This is a genomic window from Kribbella sp. NPDC050820, from assembly GCF_040653975.1.
In the GTDB taxonomy this organism is placed as follows: domain Bacteria; phylum Actinomycetota; class Actinomycetes; order Propionibacteriales; family Kribbellaceae; genus Kribbella.
This window is the reverse complement of sequence record NZ_JBFAHB010000002.1, coordinates 287331-304220: the sequence shown is the minus strand read 5'-3', so window position 1 is coordinate 304220 and position 16890 is coordinate 287331. Positions and strand designations below refer to the sequence as shown.

The window sequence follows — 16890 nt, the reverse complement described above, 5'->3', positions numbered from 1 at the left end:
TCAGTTCCGAGTGGATGATGATCTCAGGCTCCCGCTGAGGTGGCGCGTGTGGTCGAGAATCGTTGGACAGCGGAGGCGTTCGGCCGGCTGGCTGTCGAGTTGTACGACATCGAGGGTCTGGAGGAGACCGCCGATGCGGTGGTGCAGTTCGCGCTGCAGGCGGTCGGCTGTGACTACGCGTCGGTCGTGCTGGTCGCCGCCAAGCAGCGCCCGGAGATCATGGCGCTGACCGATCCGAGGCTGGCCGAGCTGTACCAGCTGCAGATCGACGCCGCCGCCGGACCGCTCATCACCGTCATCCGGAAGGCCCAGCCCCTGCTGATCCGCGAGCTTGTCGACACTCGTGAGCTACCGGCCCGCAGAACCAGTAGTTGACGAAGTACCGTCAGTCGCACCCGGGGCCGTCACCGTCTCTGGGGCATGATGGGTGCCATGGAACCTGCTGGGGAGCAGCCGGCTGTGAACGGCGCGGGAGGCGCCGACGAGCCCGTTGTGCGTGCGCTGGATCCGGTCGAGAGCAGTGCGGCGGACGTCTTCGCGCGCCTGGCGGTGGAGTTGCACGACTCCGAAGGCGTCGAGGAGACCGTCGACGCGGTGGTGACGTTCGCGTTGCAGGCGCTGAACTGCTCGCACGCCGGTGTCGCCCTCGCGGTGCACGGCAAACCCGAGGTTCCGGCGGCCACCGACCCGATGGTCGCGCAGATCTTCGACTGGCAGATGGCCGGCGGCTACGGACCGTTGGTGGAGTCGATGCGCGACCACAGCACGCTGCTGATCCAGGACGTGGCGACCGACCCGCGCTGGCCGGACTGGGCGACCAAGGTGCTGTCACTCGGTGTCCGCAGCGTCCTCGACGTACCGCTGACCACCGGGGCCGGTGTCGTCGGCGTCCTCGGCCTCTACAGCACCGAGCCCGCAGCGTTCACCACCGACGACGAAGCAATCGCCCACATCCTGGCCCGGCACGCTTCGGTCGCCCTCGCGACCGCCCGCAGCGAGGCGACCCTCGCCAAGGCAGTCGACGCCCGCAAGCTGGTCGGCCAGGCGATGGGCATCCTGATGGAGCGGTACGGCGTCGACGGCGACCGCGCCTTCGCCATCCTCAAGCGCTACTCCCAAGACACCAACACCAAGCTCCGCGACGTCGCCCAGCAACTCATCGACAACCGCCGCTTACCCCACTGACTCCCCGGGTACCACGGGCGGTATGAGCGGGGGCATCGCCGACCTCGGCGGCTGACTGCGTGTGTTTCGGGGTGGGGCGGGGTAGGGTTGGTTGATCCTGTCAAGACGCGGCGGGGTAGCTCGACGCGGGCATCGGCTGGCCGGTACACGCGATCTGAACCGAGGCCCCGATGACACAGTCCATCGGCACTGCGCGCGTCCACCGGCAGGCTTACGCCTTCGCCGAGCTGGCGATGCAGCTGCACGACTCAACCACCACGACGGAGACCGCTGACGCAGTGGTCCGCTACGCGATTCCCGCGGTCGACTGCGACCACGCCGGGATCGCACTCCAGGACGCCGGCGGCGTGATCACGATCGGCACGGTGAGTAGCGACGTACCGCGCGACCTCTACGCCCTGCAGATCGGGCACGGCGACGGCCCGATGATCGCCGCGATCCAGTACGGCGTCGTGCTGTACATCCCCAATGCGGCCGAGGAGACCCGGTGGCCGGCGTGGAGCCGGGCTGCGGTCGCTGCCGGTGTCGGCAGCGTCGTACACCTGGCCCTCACGACCGGAACGACCACGCTCGGCGCACTCAGCCTGTTCAAGCAGGCGTGCAACGGATTCAGCGACGACGACCTGGCCATCGCGCACGTGCTGGCCCGGCATGCCGCGATCGCCGTGGCCACCGCCCAGCGGCGCGAGGTGATGACCACCAAGGTCGACGCCCGCAAGCTGGTCGGTCAGGCGATGGGTATCCTGATGGAGCGTCACGACCTGGACAGCGATCGCGCGTTCGCCGTACTGCGCCGCTACGCCGAGGAGAACGACCTCAAGCTCCAGCAGGTCGCCGAACAAGTCGTCGCCGGCCGTCGTTTCACCAGACCCAAGCCGTCTGCGCCCACCGACCTGCACGCGGCCGGCTGACAGCGCTGCTCATGAGCGGTCCCGGCCGCTGCTGATCTGAACGACCGGGACCTGGGGACCTCGATCTCGCGCGCGACGGAGGCCCTTCCCCAACTCCGGTGTCCCCCGTCAAACCGTCGTCGCCGAGAGCAACGGTTTGGCCAGGGGCACCGGTCTGGCGTGACAGACGATGTGGTGCTCGTAGCGCGGCTGACCGCGCTCGCGGCGGCCAACTCGGAGCCGGAAGGTCTTGCACTGCGGATGGCCCAGGCCTGTCAGGAGTTCCTCGGCGTCGACGGTGTCGCGATCACCATCGAGAACACCTCTCCCCGCCGTACCGTGCTCTGCGCAACCGACGCTGTGGCCGCGCGTCTCGAGGACCTTCAGGAAGTCACCGGCGAGGGCCCCTGCCGCGACGCCTACCGGCTCAACGAGCCGATCAGGCTCACCCTCGCGGACGATCGCCGCTGGCCCGTCTTCAGCGCTGCTGCTTTCGAAGCGGTCGGCCGCCTCACCACGCTCTCGTTCCCGATGCGCCCCGAAGGACCGCCCTGGGGCGCGATCAGCATGTACGTCGCACCCGACCGCGAGCCGACCGAGTCCCCCGCTACCGCACAGGTCCTCGTCGACGCCATCGGCGCCGTGCTGCTCCGCGCACCGGCCGAGGCACTCGTTGCAGCAGGCGACCTGGGCGACGACCGCACCACCGTGAACCAGGCGACCGGCATGGTCATCGTCCAGGCCGACCTCAGCCACGCCGACGCCCTGGCCATCCTCCGCGCCCGCGCCTACGCCGCCGACCAACCCCTGGCCGCGGTGGCCGCCCAGGTAGTGCACCGCCGCATCAGCTTCAAGGACCTCATCGACTGAGATCGGCTGTGCTTTCCCGGACGATCAACTGGTAGGCCGCTTGCTGCTCGGAGAACTGGTACGGCGTGCCGGCTGCCAAGGCCGCCATCTGGTCTTCGAGAGAAGCGACCGCCATCGTGGCTATGGCAGTGCGGTCCGGAGAGATCGTGGTCAGGGTCGGGGTGGCGGCGCGGCCGTACGGAATGTCGTCGAAACCGACGACGGCGACGTCGTCGGGCACGCGCAGGCCGTGCGTCTGAAGGGCGCGGATGACGCCGAGCGCGACCCAGTCGGTCACGCAGAAGACGGCGTCCGGCGGGTTGCCGGGGTTCTCGGCGAGGAGCTCGGCCATCTGCCGCTCACCCTCCTCACCGAGGTTGCTCCGGATCGGCTTGATCCAGTCGTCCCGCTCGGGCAGCCCGGCCGCCCGCAACGCCTGCCGGTAGCCGCGGAGCCGTGGATGCCGCCGGTCGGTGGGACTCGAGCCGATCAGCGCGATCCGCTCCCGCCCGAGGTCGATCAGGTGCTGTACGGCGGTCCGCGCAGCCGCCACGTTGTCGATCGCGACGTGCTGGACCATGCCCTGGTAGTTCCGCTCCCCCAGCATCACGAGTGGCGTCTGGTCGGTGCGGTCGCGCAGTTCGGCCGGGCCGATCCGCTGCGAGCTGAGGATCAGCCCGTCCATCCGCTGCGGGAAGTGCCCGGCCAGGGCGTCCCGCTCGACGGCCGGATCACCGCCGCTCTGCTGGATCAGCACCACCCAGTTGCTGCGCGCTGCAGCTTCCAGCACCTGGCCGGCCAGCGCGGCGAAGTACGGCATGTCCAGCTGTGGAACGACCAGCGCGATCATCCCGGCCCGGCCGAGGGCGAGGTTGCGCGCGGACAGGTTCGGCCGGTAGCCGATCTCCTCGATCGCGGCCTGGACCCGGGCCCGCATCTGCGGTGACACGTGCTGGAAGTCGTTGATCACGTTCGAGACGGTCTTCATCGAGACACCGGCCCGAGCGGCCACGTCGGCCAACCGCGGTCTGCTGGTCACGGTCGCCAGACTACTTCAGCCCCGAGGTGGCGAGCCCTTCGACGATCCGGCGCTGGAAGAACACGAACGCCGCCAGCACCGGCACCATCGTGACGATGCTCATCGCGAACATCTGCCGCCACTCCGACTGACCGGACGCGTCCAGGAACGCCCGCAACGCCAACGGCACCGTCAGTTTGGCCAGGTCGGACACGTAGATCAGCGCGGTGAAGAAGTCGTTGTAGCTCCAGATGAACGAGAAGATCGCCGTGGTCACCAGGGCCGGCCGCAGCAGCGGCAGCACGATCCGCAGGTAGATCTGGAACTGCACCATCAAGAAGATGAAGAACGCCTCGGTGCCGAGGAACTTCGGCACCACCAGCGGCAGGTAGGTGTCCACCCAGTCGAGGTCGCGGAAGATCGAGTACTGCGCGACCAGCGTCACGTGCTGCGGCAGCATGATCGTGCCCAGCATCACCCCGAGCAGCACCCGCCGGCCGACGAACGACATCCGGGCGAACGCGTACGCCGCCAGCGAGCAGGACAGCACGTTGCCGACGATGGTGAGACCGCAGATCAGCAGCGAGTTCAGCAGGTACAGGCTGAACGGCGACCCCAGCCCGGTCCAGCCGTCGCGGTAGTTCGCCAGGCTCGGCGAGTGCGGCAGCAACGACCCCGAACCGAAGATCTGGTCGTTCGGCTCCAGCGAGCTGCTGACCGCCGCTGCCGCCGGACACGATGAACGCCGGCGTGAACGCCTGGAACGCGCCGATGATCTGCAGTACCAGGTTGAAGAACACGATCGGCGACAGCAGCGGCAGCGTGACGTGCAGGAACCGCCGGACCCGGCCGGCTCCGTCCACCTCGGCGGCCTTCGCGATCGCGACACTCCCACCGAGCAGGCTCGGCACGTAGTACACGGCCCGGTAGAACGCGACCGCCTTCAGTCCTTGGTTGAGTACGACGGCGACCGCGAGAGCGAACACCATCTCCAGCGGCACCGACAGCAACACGTAGGCGAAGGTCACCACCAGCGACTGCTGGTACCGGTCGTCGGACAGCATCCGTTGGTAGTTCGCCAGACCCTCCCAGACCGGCGGCGCGAGCAGGCTGTAGTCAGTGAGCGAGTAGTAGCGAGTAGTACAGCGAGCGCGACGGCGGTCGCAGCCGCCGCCCCGAGCCCGAGCAAGCTCCGTCGAGTGATTCCTGCCATCGTGCGCCTCCCGGGGTACGTGGCGCCGCGCGGGTCAGGCCCAGCGCCAGTTGTGCTTGGTGGTCTTTGGTGTGTAGACCCCGGCCGGCAGGTCGTCGGCGACGCGGATGAGCCAGCGCAGCAAGGTGGCTTCGAGCGCGTGCAGCACGTCATGGTGGGCGGGGTCGTCGGACAGGTCGACCAGCTCGGCCGGATCGGCGCGCAGGTCGAACAGCCTTCGGTGGCCGCGGTCGTCCACGATCAGCTTGTGGTGGCCGCTGACCAGCATGCGTTCGCCACCGCTCTGGGTGACGCTGTTCAGCTCGTCGTACGTCGAGCCGTCGTACGGGAAATGCAGGTCCGGGCGGTCGTCCTCGTCGTACGACACACCGCCGTACCCGAGCTCGGCGTACAGGCTGCCGAACTCGGCCTCGGGTCCGGTCTCGCCGGCGAGCAACGGCGCGAGGCTCCGGCCCTGCACACCGTCCGGCAGGTCGGCGCCGATCACCTCGCACACCGTCGGCAGCAGGTCCACCAGCGACACCAGCTCCTGGCGATGCCCCGCCTCGACGCCCGGTCCGCTGATCACGAACGGGATCCGCATCAGCGCGTCGGACATCCCGGCACCCTTGCGCTGCAGGCCGTACTCGCCCACGTAGTCGCCGTGGTCACTGACGAACACCACGAGGGTGTCGTCGAGGCGATCACCGAGACCAACGAGCAGCCGGGCGATCTGGTCGTCGATCAGCCGCAACATACCGAGGTAGTTGGCCCGGTACCTTCGCCAGGCATCGTCGTACCCAGGTCTCTTCGCGGTGGTGAGCTCGTGCAGCCAGCGGTAGCGCCAACCGAGATCGGGGATCGCCTCCGGTCCGGCCAGCCGATCGGGTACGTCGGCTTCGGCGAACAGACTGAAGTACGGCTCCGGCACCTGGTACGGGTTGTGCGGCTCGGGAAACGACACCCACAGGAAGAACGGATCCTGTTCGGACGTCGTGCCGATCGCGTCGAGCGCGCCCGACACGATCCGGTGCGGCAACTGCGCCTCGAGCGGGTACGGCGTCGGGTCGGCAGACACCCCGTGGTCGAGACCATGGAGCCACTCGTCGAACGCGGTCTCGGTGGCCGAGGCAGCCGGACCGCGGTCGTGCATGAACGGGCCGTGGAAGGTGTCGAAGTCAGCGGGTCCGCGATGCATGTGCGGCTTCCCGGCGAAGTGGAGTGAGTAACCGGCGCCGCGGAGCACGTCGAGTAGATCGTCGGAGTAGTAGGCGTGCTGCGCCGTACTGTTCTGCCGCACCCGGTGCGCGGTGGGGAATCGGCCGGTCAGCAGGCTGGTCCTGGCGGGCACACAGGCTGGGTAGCTCGTGTACCCACGGTCGAAGGTCGCACCCGCGGCCGCGATCCCGTCCAGGCACGGCATGGTGTCCAGCCCGAACCCGGCCCCGGCGGTGAACCCGGCCCGATGCTGGTCGGTCATCAACAACAAGATGTTGGGGCGGCGTGGCATGCGGGCGACCTTACAGCGCTGTAAAGCTGCTGTCTACAGCGCTGTAAATCTCGTGTGGCTTAAGCTTGGCCGGTGATTTCGCATGTTGTGTGGGACTGGAACGGGACGCTGCTGAACGACAACGACGCCGTACTGGCCTCGGTGAATGCGGTGTGCGCCGACTTCGGAGCGGCCGGCTTGACCTGGGCGGACTGGCAGTCGGTGTACGCGCGGCCGATGCGGGTCTCCTACGAGCAGGTCCTGCAGCGGCTGCTCGACGAGGAGGAGTGGGCACGCGTCGACAAGCTCTACCACGACCGGTACGACGCTCTGTTGCACACGTGCGCGCTCGCGTCCGGCGTCCCGACCGAGCTGCGTCGCTGGGCCGAGACCGGGCGGACCCAGTCCCTGCTGTCGATGTGGTTCCACGCCCGGCTCGTACCGACCATCGACAGCTACGGACTCACCAAGTACTTCACCCGCGTCGACGGACTGCCCGGCGACGTCGGCGGCGGCTCCAAGGCGGACAGCCTGCGCCTGCACCTCGAAGCACAGTCCCTCGACCCGGCGAACGTCGTACTTATCGGTGACGTGGTCGACGACGCCACCGCCGCCCAGACCGCCGGCACCCACTGCATCCTGGTCACCACCGGCGCAATGACCCGCCCAGCACTCGAAGCGACCGGAGCCCCGGTCACCGCCTCCATCCAGGAAGCCCTCCGACTCCTCGACGCCTGACCGCGGAGCTAGTCGTTGCCTTGGGCGCCGGGTGACGGGGAGCTGGTCGCCGGGGTGCCCGACGGGGACTCAGGTGGTGGGGTGCTCGAGGGAGCGGTCGAGGACGGCTCCTCGGTGGGTGTGGGTGACGTGGTGGTGGTTCGGGTGGGAGTTGGCGAGGCCGACGGGGTCGGTGTGGGTGACGGGGTCGGGCTCGGCTGCTGAGACGGGGTCTGCGACGGCGAGGGCGAGGTCGTCGGGGTGGTGCGTGTTGTGGTGCCGGGCTCGGTCCGTTCGGTGGTGGTCTCGGAGCTGGTTCCGGTCGGCGCTGTGGTCGGCGGGTTGGAGGTGACGCTGGGTTGGGGGCCGACGTCCGTCGTGGGAGGTGTGCTGGGCTCGTCGCCGTTCATCAGCACAGCGGCCATGACCGCGGCAGTCGTCGCGAGTACGGCGATGGCGCCGGCCAGCAGTGTCTTCCGCTGTGACAGCGGCGTCAGTGGTTGCGTGACTGCGACCGGCTCGGCACGCAAGGCGCCGCCCGCGATCTCGGCGGCGGTCGGACGCACGGCGGGATCCTTGGCGAGCATCCGGAGGAGCAGAGCCTCGAACGGCCCGGCGAGCTCGGGGCGGGTCCGGCTCGGCGGCTCCGGGGTCGCGTCGACGTGCTGGTAGAGGATCGCGGTCGGGTGTTCCGCGGTAAACGGCGGCTGGCCGGTGACCAGCTGGTAGAGCACACACCCCAGCGCGTAGACGTCCGCCGCCATCCCGGCCTGACGACCTATCGCGCGCTCCGGCGCGAGGTAGAGCGTGCTGCCGATGATCGCGCCGACCTCGGTCAGGGTGGTGGTTCCCTCCCCCGGCAGGTGCGCGATCCCGAAGTCGGCGACCTTGACGATGCCGTCGGCCGTGAGCAGCAGGTTGCCCGGCTTCACGTCCCGGTGCACGACGTCTTCGCGATGCGCGGCGGCCAGACCGGCGGCGGCCTGCTCGATCAGGTCGATCGCCCGGTCCTTCGCCAGCGGCCCGTGCTCGGTGAGCTCGTCGCCGACGGTCCCGCCCTCGACCAGCTCCATCACCAGGAAGAACCCGTCGTCGTGGTTGCCGAAGTCGTACACGGACACCACGTGCGGGTCGTTCAGCCGCGCGGCGGCGCGGGCCTCGCGATGGAACCGCTCCGCCGAGCGCGGGTCACGGTCGGTGGGCAGCAGCAACTTCACCGCGACCGGACGTCCGAGCTGTTCGTCGGTGGCGCGGAACACCTCGCCCATCCCGCCTCGGCCGATGGACGGGCCTAGTCGGTACCGCTTCGCTACCAGCATTCAGACACCCGTACCCACCGCAACCGCACACCAACCTGTCCCCGTCTCGGAAGCAGGCAATGTTACCGGCCGTCAGGAAACAACTCACATTTCCCGACGGCCGGCCAGCAGGGCGTAGCGCCGTACTCACTGATCGTTCAGGTCAGCGCTCCTCGAGCCACGGGTCGTCGGGCCGGGCCCGGTCGAAGGTCGGACGGGCCTGTTTCCAGTAGCCGCGGGTGAAGTCCGGGACCTTCACCGGCCGCAGGTGCTTGGTCTTCATCGACTCGTGGCTGAGCGGGATCACCGAGCACCACGCCGCCGAGTCGTAGACGTCGATGTCCGGCGTCATCCCGAGCCGCATCAGCTGGACCAGGCGGAAGATCGACACGAAGTCGCCGCCGCCGTGGCCGCCGTACTGCTCGGCCAGTCGTTCCAGCGCGGGCCACAGCCAGTGGTCGTGCTGGGTCAGGATGCTGCTGTACGCGCTCCCGGTCCGCCAGCTGTGGTTGTTGTGGCCGAGCGACTCCAGGTACACCCGGGCGTTGTCGAGCTCGATGGACCCGCGGGTCCCGGTCAGCGTCGTCTCCCGCGTGTACGGATGCGGCGAGTTGACGTCGTGCTCGACCCGGATGAACCGCCCGGACGTCGTGGTGACGAACGCGGTGTGCCGGTCACCAGAGATGTACGGCGCGTCGTCCCAGGACGAGTGGTCCGGCCCGACCCGCGAGTCCTCGGATCGGAACAGCGCCAGCGCCTTCGGCGGTGTGGCCACCGCGACCAGCTCGTCGAAGCGGTCGCCGCGGTTGATCCCCATCGCGGCCGAGACCGGTCCGAGGCCGTGCATCGGGTAGTGCAGCGCGTTCATCCGGGTCTGCCAGCGGCGGCGCCAGTACTCCGGGTAGTACGCACCCCCGAACAGGTACGGCCAGCGCAGGTCGTGGATGTAACCGCCGGACCCGTGCTGCACGTCGCCGAACAGGCCGGCCTTCACCATGTTGAACAGCTGCAGCTCGGGCCGGAAGTAGTTCACGTTCTCCAGCAGCATGCAGTGCTTCCGGGTGCGTTCCGACGTCCGCACCAGGTCCCAGATCTCGTGCAGGTGCGGCGAGATCGGCAGCTCGATGGCGACGTGCTTGCCGTGCTCCATCGCGGCCTTGGCCTGCGGGTAGTGCCACTCCCACGGGGTCGCGATGTACACCAGGTCGATGTCGTCGCGCTTGACCAGGTTGAGGTAGTCCTCGTCGCCGTTCGAGTAGCCGGCCGGCGGGGTGTCCTGGAAACCCTGGGCCATGATCCGGCCGATGGTGCGCTCGACCTGGGCGGGGCGGATGTCGCAGACGGCGGTGACGGTGGACACGGCGCCGAAGCGCACGTCCTGGCCGCCGCCGCGGTTGCCCAGGCCGATCAGCCCGACCCGGACGTTCTCGAAGCCTTCGAACGGTACGTCGACCATCGGCTTCTCGTACTGGTCGCGCGCCGGTTCCGCGACTGCACCGGCGTGCGCGGTCTCGCCGACGGCGGCGCTGATTCCGGCGCCGGCGCCGACTGCGGCGCCGGATCTCAGCAGATCCCGGCGCGAAGGGGTGTAACGGCTCGGAGACGACACAACGATCACTTCCTTGGACGGTAGGCGTGACTGAACTTGTCTCGTTGCTTGTTGTAGCGAGCAGTATTGATCACTGTGATTCCGCTGACAAGGGCGTGGCGCCGGTCGGATGACTCGTAGAGTGCTGCCGTGACTCTCGTGTGCATCGGCGACCTGGTCGAAGACGTCGTCGTCTGGTCCGACGGCGGACTCCGGTTCGGCACGGACAACCCGGCGCGGGTCCGGCGGACGCGCGGCGGGGCGGCGTCGAACGTCGCGGTCTTCGCGAGCAGCCTCGGTACGGCGGTTCGGTTCGTCGGACGGGTCGGGGACGACGCCGCCGGCGAGGCGCTGGTGCGCGAGCTCACCCGGGCCGGCGTCGACGCCAAGGTGCAGCGGCAAGGCCGGACCGGGACCATCGTCATCCTCGTCGACGACCGCGGCGAGCGCACGTTGTTCCCGGACCGGGCGGCCGCCGCCGAGTTGAGCGACGTACCGGACGGGTGGATCTCCGGCGCGGCAGCGGTCCATCTCTCGGCCTACTCCGTCGTCGGCCCGTCCTGGCCGGTCCTCCGGCAGGCAGCGGACATCGCGCACCTCGAGGGCGCGATCCTCACCGTCGACGCCGCCTCGGTCGCTCTCATCGACGCGGTCGGCCCGAGAGCCTTCCGCGACCTGCTCGGCAGCCTCCGGCCGACGTACGTCTTCGCGAACGGCGTCGAGGCCGACGCCGGCTGCCTACGCGACCTCCACGGTACGACGGTCGTCGTCAAGAACGGCACGCACCCGACCGAGATCCATGCCGATGGCAACAGTTTCACGACCGTCCAGGTGCCACCGGTCGACGACGTCCGCGACACCACCGGAGCCGGCGACGCCTTCGCAGCGGGTTTCCTGTCAGCTGTTCTCGAGCACGCCGACGTCGTCGAAGCAGTCGAGGCCGGCCACCGACTCGCCAGCCGGGTACTCACCGAACCTGGCGCCACCCTGACCCCACCGATGCATGAGGAGCAGTCTTGACCGACATCATCCTGTCCGACGACGTGGCCCGGGCGCTGGCCGAGGGCCGTGCCGTCGTCGCGCTGGAGTCGACCATCTTCTCGACCCTCGGGCTGCCGGTCCCGTTCAACGCCGAGGCGCTCGAGATCTGCAAGCAGGCGATCCTCGCCCACGGCGCGACCCCGGCTGTGACCGCGATCCTCGACGGCCGTCCCCATGCCGGCCTCACCGCGGACGAGGAGAAGCGCGTCCTGCAGGGCACCCGCAAGATCGCCGAACGCGATCTGGCCGTGGCCCAGGCGCAGGGCTGGGACGTCGGCGTCACCACCGTCTCGGCGACGGTCGCGCTAGCCCATGCGGCCGGCATCTCGGTGTTCGCCACCGGCGGGATCGGCGGCGTGCACCGCGGGTCCGAGATCACCGGCGACGTCTCCGCCGATCTCGATGCCATCGGCAACCACCCGGTCATCACGGTCTGCGCCGGTGCGAAGGCCTTCCTCGACCTGCCGCGCACCCTGGAGTACCTGGAGACCATCGGTGTGCCGGTGCTGGGCTGGCAGCACGACTGGTTCCCGGCCTTCTACACGCGGTCGAGCGGACTGCCGGTTCCACACCGCGTCGAGGACGAGCAGGTCGTCTGCGACGTGCTGCGCTTCCGCACCCGGCCGAACACCGGGGTGCTGCTGACCGTCCCGATCCCGGTCGCCGACGAGATCCCGGCAGCCCGGATCGACGCCGTACTCACCGCTGCCCTCGACGCGAGCAGCGAGGCCGGCATCACCGGCCCCGCTGTCACGCCGTACGTGCTCGGGCGGATCGAGAAGGAGACCGACGGCCAGAGCGTCCCCGCCAACCTCGCCCTGGCCCGCAACAACGCCGACCTCGCCGCCCGAGTCGCCGTCGCACTCGCCAGGTGACGGGAAGTCGTCAGGCCTGGCGGACCGCCTTCTCGAGCTCGGACTTGGTCATCTTGGAACGGCCCTTGATGCCGAGCCGCTTGGCGTCGGCGTAGAGCTGGTCCTTGGTCGGGCCGTGGCCGGTCCGGGCGCGGGCCGCGTTCCGGGCGTGGATCCCCGCCTTGGTGGCGCGCTCCTTCACCTGTCCGAGGCCTTCCTCGAGCTTGTCGCCGGCCTTCTCACCCAGCGTTCGGCTTTCCATGCTCATCCTTGGTCACTCCTTCGAAAGAGCCCCGCGTCAGTTGGTTTCGAGCTTGTCCGGGAGCAGGACGTTCATCAGCCAGCTGACCACCGTGATGATCAGCGCGCCGATCAGTGCGGTGCCGAAGCCGTCCACCTCGAACGGGATGTCGAGGAGGCCGCTGATCCAGGACGTCAGCAGCAGCATCAGCGCGTTGATGACGAAGATCAGCAGGCCGAGCGTCAGCACGATGAACGGCAGCGACAGCAGGGTCGCCAGCGGCTTGACGAACGCGTTGACCAGGCCGAAGAGCGCCGCCACCACGATCAGCGTGATGACCCTGCGGGTCGTGCTCGCCCCGCTGATCGTGATGTCGGCGAGCAGCCAGGCGGCGACGGCGAGAGCGACCGCGTTCACGACCAGTCTCATCACCAGCTTCATCATCGCCCTCCGTTCAGCTGTGGAACGCGCCGGCCAGCTTCTTCTTCATCTTGCGGCCGGACTTCTTGCCGCGCTTGCGCGCCCGCTTGACGTCGCCGGCCACCGAGCCGTGGGTGCGCAGACCGAGGCGCTTGCGCACCCCGCGCTTGACCTCCGGCGCCCGCGGGACCATCAGCTGTACGCCGTACCCGTACAGCCGGAGCCCGAGTGCCATCAGCGGGATCCCCAGCGGCAGCAGCACCAGCGTCACGCACAGCACCGCGGCCAGGATCATCACGACCGTCGCGAGCAGCCACACGACCGCAGCGCCCAGCCCTCGAAGAACTCTCATCATCACCACCACCTATTCCGGGAGGAGCGCACCGAGCGGGCCGAGATCGATGTTCAGGTCGGCCGCGCTCAGACCGAACTGCTCGCGCAGCGCGGTCATCGCCTCGTCGAGTCGCATCAGGCCCAGCCCCAGCTCCTCGACCTGAATCGGGCTGAGGTCGCCCTGGTCCATCCGGCGGATCGCCTGGCGCTCCATCAGCTGCCGGACCAACTCGACGATCGTCAGCACCAGCTTCAGCAGCTCGCGCTCGACGGTGTCGGCATTGGCCTCGATCCGCTCGGTCAACGGCAGTATCGGCTCAGTCATCCGGGCTCAACTCCTCGCGCACTGACTGGATGACGGCGGACAGCTGGATCCGCACCAAATCGACCTCGGCAAGCGAGATCACGACGTTGCCGGAGATGACGACGCCCTTTCCCAGCAGCCGGTCCAGCAGGTCCACCAGGCTGGGCTCGGTCCGTACCGCCGTCTCGACCGTCATGGCTTCTCCAGGACGGCGAACGAGTACGGCGGCCAGGGTCCGTTCACCTCGAGGTCGAAGGACGGGTACTTGGACCGCAGCGCGTTGACCAGCTCGAAGAAGTCGGTACTGCGGTCGTCGTCGACCAGGAACGTCGCGTTGAGCGCCATGGTGTCGCTGCGGCCGGTGAGCCGTGGGTCCTGCAACGGGAGCCGCCGGGTCGCCGCAGCAGCCGGCACCAGATCCCAGAACAGCTGGTCGGCCAGCGCCTGCTGATCCACTGCGGCCTCCTGCCGGCCACGGATCTCCGCGCGGCGGCGCTCCAGGTAGGCGACTCCCGAGGCCGGCGCCTCGACGGGTGCCGTGGGCATCGACCGGGGCCGGGCGAAGACCTTCACGCTCCATTCGCTGCGCCGGTCGATCCGGTCCAGCGCCAGCACGAGATCGTCGTACAACTCCTCGATCCGGTCCCGCGCCGCGTCGTCGGACCGGTAGATGGTGACCAGCCGGAACGGCGCGAGCGCGCTCGTGATCGCGGCCGCCCGGCGGACGATCTCGTCGTGCCGCCGCGCCGTCTGCTCCACCCAGGCGAGGCTCTCGAGGTTCTGCCGCAGCGCGGACTCGCCGAACTCGTCGAGCTCGACAGTGCTCACGACGGCGATCAGATCGCGATGCGCAATCGTCCGGACCGGTGCGCCGGCAACGCCCTCGAGCCCGGCGAGCACCTCCTCGTCCAGGTGCCGGCCGACCGCGTAGACGTACGTGCCGGTGTCAGTCACGTCCGCTCTCCAGCTCCTCGACCCGCTCCCGGAGCCTGCGGTTCTCGTCGGCCAGCTCCTGCGCGTCGCCGGACAGCATCGGGTCGCGGGTCCACCAGTCGATGCCCATCTCCATCGCCTTGTCCACCGACACCACGAGCAGCCGGATCTTGACCGTCAGCAGCTCGATGTCGAGCAGGTTCACCCGGATGTCGCCGGCGATGATGATGCCCTTGTCCAGCACGCGTTCGAGGATGTCGGCGAGGCCTTCCGGCCGCGGCTGGCTGGAGGCGAAGCCGTACCGGTCCATCGGTGGCCGGCGCGGCGAGATCGTCGGCTCGGTCATCGGGTCTCCCTCACTCCTGGATCCGCCCGCGGACGTAGCGGTCCATCCGGCGGTATCCGGTCACGGCGCCGTCGTTGTCCACCTCGACCTCGTAGACGGCGAGGATGTCGGTCGTCTCCGGGATCCGGTGCGACTCGACCACCTCGACCAGGACGCGCCAGCCGTGCTCGCTCTTCTCGACACCGACGATCCCTTCCGGGACCTGGCCGATCAGCTGGGACAGTTCGCGGGCGGCGGACACGGCGATCGTGCGCAGCGGCTTCGGCTCCGGCTTGTGCTGTCCGTCCTGCGCGGCGCGGGTGCTGCTGCGCTTCGCCGTCGTGCTGCGCTTGGCCGGTGTGCTGCGCTTGGCCGGTGTGCTGCGCTTGGCCGCAGTCTTCTTCGCCGGCGCAGCCTGCTTGGCCGGCGCCGCCTTCTTCGCCGGTGCCTTCTTCGCCGCTGTCTTCTTTGCCGGGGTGGATTTCCGTGGTGTGGCCATCGTGATCAGGCCTCCCCTCGCCGGCGGTCGTCGGCGGCCAGCAGCCGGGCGAGCAGTTCGTCCTCCATCGCGGCGGCGTCGTCCGGATCGAGGTCACCGCTCTCCCGGAGTGCGTCGATCTGCTCGAGCTGCCGGCGAATCCGCGCCGGATCGTAGTACTCGCTCTCGGCCTGCCGCCGGATCTGCTCGGCCAAGGCCACCGTCGCGCGCACGGGGGCCAGCGGCAGCGTCAGAAGGCTCATCATCAGGCCCATCCGTCCTCCACGTCGACGAAGTCGTACGGCGCAGTCGGCCCGACCAGCCGGAGCTGGGCGCGCCCGGCGTACGCCTCGGCGAGCTTCTCCACCGCCTGCTCGAACTCGTCGCGCCGGTCGTCCGCGACCAGCAGCGCGGCGTCGAGCAGCCGGTCCAGCCCGGCGCTCTCCCGAACGTTGATTGCGGCAACAAGTCGCTCGAGCTCGGTCAGCAGCGCCCGGCCGTCCTCGGCGCTCTTGGCCTCCAGCGCCCGGGCGACCAACTCACCGAGCCGGACCCGTTCGCCGTACGCCGCATCGCCCGGCTGGTCGCGGGTCGCGGCCCGGAGCCGGGCGATCTCGGGGTTCTCCGCGACGACCTCGGTGAGGATCTGCTGCTCGTCGTACCGGGCCCGGATCGTGAACTGCGCGTGCCCGGCGAGATCGCCGAGCATCGACCGGAACCTATCGTGGTCGGGTTCGAGCAGATCGGCCCGGATCGCGTCCTGGTTCTGCAGCAGCGAACCGAACCGGACCGGGATCACCGGCCCCAAGACCGCGACCGTGTCCAGCACGCGGCTGTGGGCCAGCAGGTCCGCCCGTCCGGCCAGCGTGTACTCGGTGTCCAGCGGACTGGTCACCGCGGCGACCTCGCCGTACGGAATCAGGGTGACGGCCTGGTCGCCGACACCCTTCAGGTCCGCCGGCACGACCAGGTCCGCGGCCACGATGCCGTACAGGTAGCACCCGAGGCCGACGTCGCCCGGCGTGGTCGGCGTGGTCACCGTCACTCCTCATTCCTCCGGCGGCGAGCCGCGGCCTTCTTGGCCGGCCGGCGGCGCGGACGGGCTTCCTCGTACTCGGGCTCTTCCTCGTCCTCGTCACCGCGGTCCTCGTCCCGGCCGAGCAGGGCCTCCTTGGCCCCGGTCAGCAGGCCCCGGGACTTCCCCGCAGCACCGCTCTCGGTCATCTCCTCGATGACGTCCGGGAGGTCCTTGCCCTTCTCGTACAGGTCGAGCCGGTTCGTGGCCTCGGCGAAGCGCAGGTAGGTGTCGACACTCGCCACCACGATCCGCGCGTCGATGGTCAGCAGTTCGATGCCGACCAGCGAGACCCGGACGTAGGCATCGATCACGAGCCCCTTGTCGAGGATGCTGTCGATGACGTCCGCGAGACTGCTCGGTGCGGGCCGCTCCAGATAGCCGCCGGATCGGCGTGGGCCTGTGGCCGCGATGGTCATGGGTCTACCTTCCAGTCGACTGACTCAGCTGGCGCGGCGCCGCGGCCGCTCGTCGGGCTCTTCCTCGTACTCTTCGTCCTCGTCCTCGTACTCGTCCTCGTCGTACTCGTCCTCGGGCTGGTCCTCGTCGCCCTCGTCGTACTCTTCGTCCTCGTACTCGTCGTCCTCGTACTCGTCGGCGGGCTCGTCGTCGGCCGGCTCTTCCTCGTCCTCGTCCTCGTACTCGTCCGCGGGCTCTTCC

24 protein-coding genes are annotated in these 16890 nt (G+C 69.2%); 7 read left to right on the top strand and 17 right to left on the bottom strand.

Going from position 1 to position 16890, the window contains the following annotated elements:
• The first annotated feature begins 48 nt into the window (after nt 1–48).
• The 4 genes from AB0H36_RS03750 (at nt 49) to AB0H36_RS03735 (ending at nt 2945) form a co-directional block, all read left to right on the top strand.
• Nucleotides 49–375, top strand: coding sequence for a hypothetical protein (locus AB0H36_RS03750; protein WP_360515933.1), 327 nt, complete (start codon nt 49–51; stop codon nt 373–375).
• A gap of 57 nt (nt 376–432) precedes the next feature.
• On the top strand, nt 433–1185 hold the full coding sequence (locus AB0H36_RS03745) for a GAF and ANTAR domain-containing protein (RefSeq protein WP_360515930.1): 753 nt from the start codon (nt 433–435) through the stop codon (nt 1183–1185).
• Nucleotides 1186–1355: 170 nt separating this feature from the next.
• The gene (locus tag AB0H36_RS03740; RefSeq protein ID WP_360515927.1) at nt 1356–2096 is read left to right on the top strand and encodes a GAF and ANTAR domain-containing protein; all 741 of its coding nucleotides are present in this window, start codon (nt 1356–1358) and stop codon (nt 2094–2096) included.
• Between the two features lie 159 nt (nt 2097–2255).
• A complete protein-coding gene (locus AB0H36_RS03735; RefSeq protein WP_360515924.1) occupies nt 2256–2945 on the top strand; it encodes a GAF and ANTAR domain-containing protein in 690 nt (229 codons plus the stop codon).
• Here the strand turns inward: AB0H36_RS03735 and AB0H36_RS03730 are convergent.
• From AB0H36_RS03730 to AB0H36_RS03720, 3 genes are all read right to left on the bottom strand, one after another.
• The gene (locus tag AB0H36_RS03730; RefSeq protein WP_360515921.1) at nt 2935–3963 is read right to left on the bottom strand and encodes a LacI family DNA-binding transcriptional regulator; all 1029 of its coding nucleotides are present in this window, start codon (nt 3961–3963) and stop codon (nt 2935–2937) included. The genes AB0H36_RS03735 and AB0H36_RS03730 overlap by 11 nt on opposite strands.
• A gap of 10 nt (nt 3964–3973) precedes the next feature.
• Nucleotides 3974–4612, bottom strand: coding sequence for a carbohydrate ABC transporter permease (locus AB0H36_RS03725; RefSeq protein WP_360515918.1), 639 nt, complete (start codon nt 4610–4612; stop codon nt 3974–3976).
• Nucleotides 4613–5189: 577 nt separating this feature from the next.
• Nucleotides 5190–6644 (bottom strand): sulfatase-like hydrolase/transferase, encoded by a 1455-nt coding sequence (locus AB0H36_RS03720; protein ID WP_360515915.1) that lies wholly within the window; start codon nt 6642–6644, stop codon nt 5190–5192.
• Between the two features lie 72 nt (nt 6645–6716).
• Here AB0H36_RS03720 and AB0H36_RS03715 point away from each other — a divergent pair, with 72 nt between their 5' ends.
• Nucleotides 6717–7361, top strand: a complete 645-nt coding sequence (locus AB0H36_RS03715) for an HAD family hydrolase (RefSeq protein ID WP_360515912.1) — start codon at nt 6717–6719, stop codon at nt 7359–7361.
• Between the two features lie 8 nt (nt 7362–7369).
• Here AB0H36_RS03715 and AB0H36_RS03710 read toward each other — a convergent pair whose 3' ends face one another.
• The gene (locus tag AB0H36_RS03710; protein ID WP_360515909.1) at nt 7370–8659 is read right to left on the bottom strand and encodes a serine/threonine-protein kinase; all 1290 of its coding nucleotides are present in this window, start codon (nt 8657–8659) and stop codon (nt 7370–7372) included.
• 142 nt (nt 8660–8801) lie between these two features.
• On the bottom strand, nt 8802–10256 hold the full coding sequence (locus AB0H36_RS03705; protein ID WP_360515906.1) for a Gfo/Idh/MocA family oxidoreductase: 1455 nt from the start codon (nt 10254–10256) through the stop codon (nt 8802–8804).
• 120 nt (nt 10257–10376) lie between these two features.
• On the opposite strand from AB0H36_RS03705, the gene AB0H36_RS03700 reads away from it, so the two are divergent.
• On the top strand, nt 10377–11246 hold the full coding sequence (locus tag AB0H36_RS03700; protein WP_360515902.1) for a carbohydrate kinase family protein: 870 nt from the start codon (nt 10377–10379) through the stop codon (nt 11244–11246).
• Nucleotides 11243–12142, top strand: a complete 900-nt coding sequence (locus AB0H36_RS03695) for a pseudouridine-5'-phosphate glycosidase (protein ID WP_360515899.1) — start codon at nt 11243–11245, stop codon at nt 12140–12142. The genes AB0H36_RS03700 and AB0H36_RS03695 overlap by 4 nt, the downstream gene beginning before the upstream one ends.
• Nucleotides 12143–12152: 10 nt before the next feature.
• Here AB0H36_RS03695 and AB0H36_RS03690 read toward each other — a convergent pair whose 3' ends face one another.
• From AB0H36_RS03690 to AB0H36_RS03635, 12 genes are all read right to left on the bottom strand, one after another.
• Complete coding sequence (locus AB0H36_RS03690; RefSeq protein WP_360515896.1) at nt 12153–12389, bottom strand: hypothetical protein; 237 nt, start codon at nt 12387–12389, stop codon at nt 12153–12155.
• Between the two features lie 30 nt (nt 12390–12419).
• Complete coding sequence (locus AB0H36_RS03685) at nt 12420–12803, bottom strand: phage holin family protein (protein ID WP_360515893.1); 384 nt, start codon at nt 12801–12803, stop codon at nt 12420–12422.
• Between the two features lie 13 nt (nt 12804–12816).
• Nucleotides 12817–13134 (bottom strand): hypothetical protein, encoded by a 318-nt coding sequence (locus tag AB0H36_RS03680; protein ID WP_360515890.1) that lies wholly within the window; start codon nt 13132–13134, stop codon nt 12817–12819.
• A gap of 12 nt (nt 13135–13146) precedes the next feature.
• The gene (locus tag AB0H36_RS03675; protein ID WP_360515887.1) at nt 13147–13440 is read right to left on the bottom strand and encodes a gas vesicle protein K; all 294 of its coding nucleotides are present in this window, start codon (nt 13438–13440) and stop codon (nt 13147–13149) included.
• Nucleotides 13433–13615, bottom strand: a complete 183-nt coding sequence (locus AB0H36_RS03670; RefSeq protein ID WP_360515884.1) for a gas vesicle protein — start codon at nt 13613–13615, stop codon at nt 13433–13435. The genes AB0H36_RS03675 and AB0H36_RS03670 overlap by 8 nt, the downstream gene beginning before the upstream one ends.
• On the bottom strand, nt 13612–14373 hold the full coding sequence (locus AB0H36_RS03665; protein WP_360515881.1) for a GvpL/GvpF family gas vesicle protein: 762 nt from the start codon (nt 14371–14373) through the stop codon (nt 13612–13614). Before AB0H36_RS03665 ends, AB0H36_RS03670 begins: the two co-directional genes overlap by 4 nt.
• Nucleotides 14366–14698, bottom strand: coding sequence for a gas vesicle protein (locus AB0H36_RS03660; protein ID WP_360515878.1), 333 nt, complete (start codon nt 14696–14698; stop codon nt 14366–14368). Before AB0H36_RS03660 ends, AB0H36_RS03665 begins: the two co-directional genes overlap by 8 nt.
• 10 nt (nt 14699–14708) lie before the next feature.
• Nucleotides 14709–15176: a gas vesicle protein gene (locus AB0H36_RS03655; protein ID WP_360515875.1), complete on the bottom strand. Its 468-nt coding sequence runs from the start codon at nt 15174–15176 to the stop codon at nt 14709–14711.
• 5 nt (nt 15177–15181) lie between these two features.
• Nucleotides 15182–15421, bottom strand: a complete 240-nt coding sequence (locus tag AB0H36_RS03650) for a gas vesicle protein GvpG (protein WP_360515872.1) — start codon at nt 15419–15421, stop codon at nt 15182–15184.
• Nucleotides 15421–16194, bottom strand: a complete 774-nt coding sequence (locus AB0H36_RS03645; RefSeq protein WP_360515869.1) for a GvpL/GvpF family gas vesicle protein — start codon at nt 16192–16194, stop codon at nt 15421–15423. Before AB0H36_RS03645 ends, AB0H36_RS03650 begins: the two co-directional genes overlap by 1 nt.
• 2 nt (nt 16195–16196) lie before the next feature.
• A complete protein-coding gene (gene gvpJ / locus AB0H36_RS03640) occupies nt 16197–16649 on the bottom strand; it encodes a gas vesicle protein GvpJ (RefSeq protein WP_360515866.1) in 453 nt (150 codons plus the stop codon).
• A gap of 24 nt (nt 16650–16673) precedes the next feature.
• On the bottom strand, nt 16674–16890 hold a 217-nt coding region (locus AB0H36_RS03635), incomplete at its 5' end, for a hypothetical protein (RefSeq protein WP_360515863.1).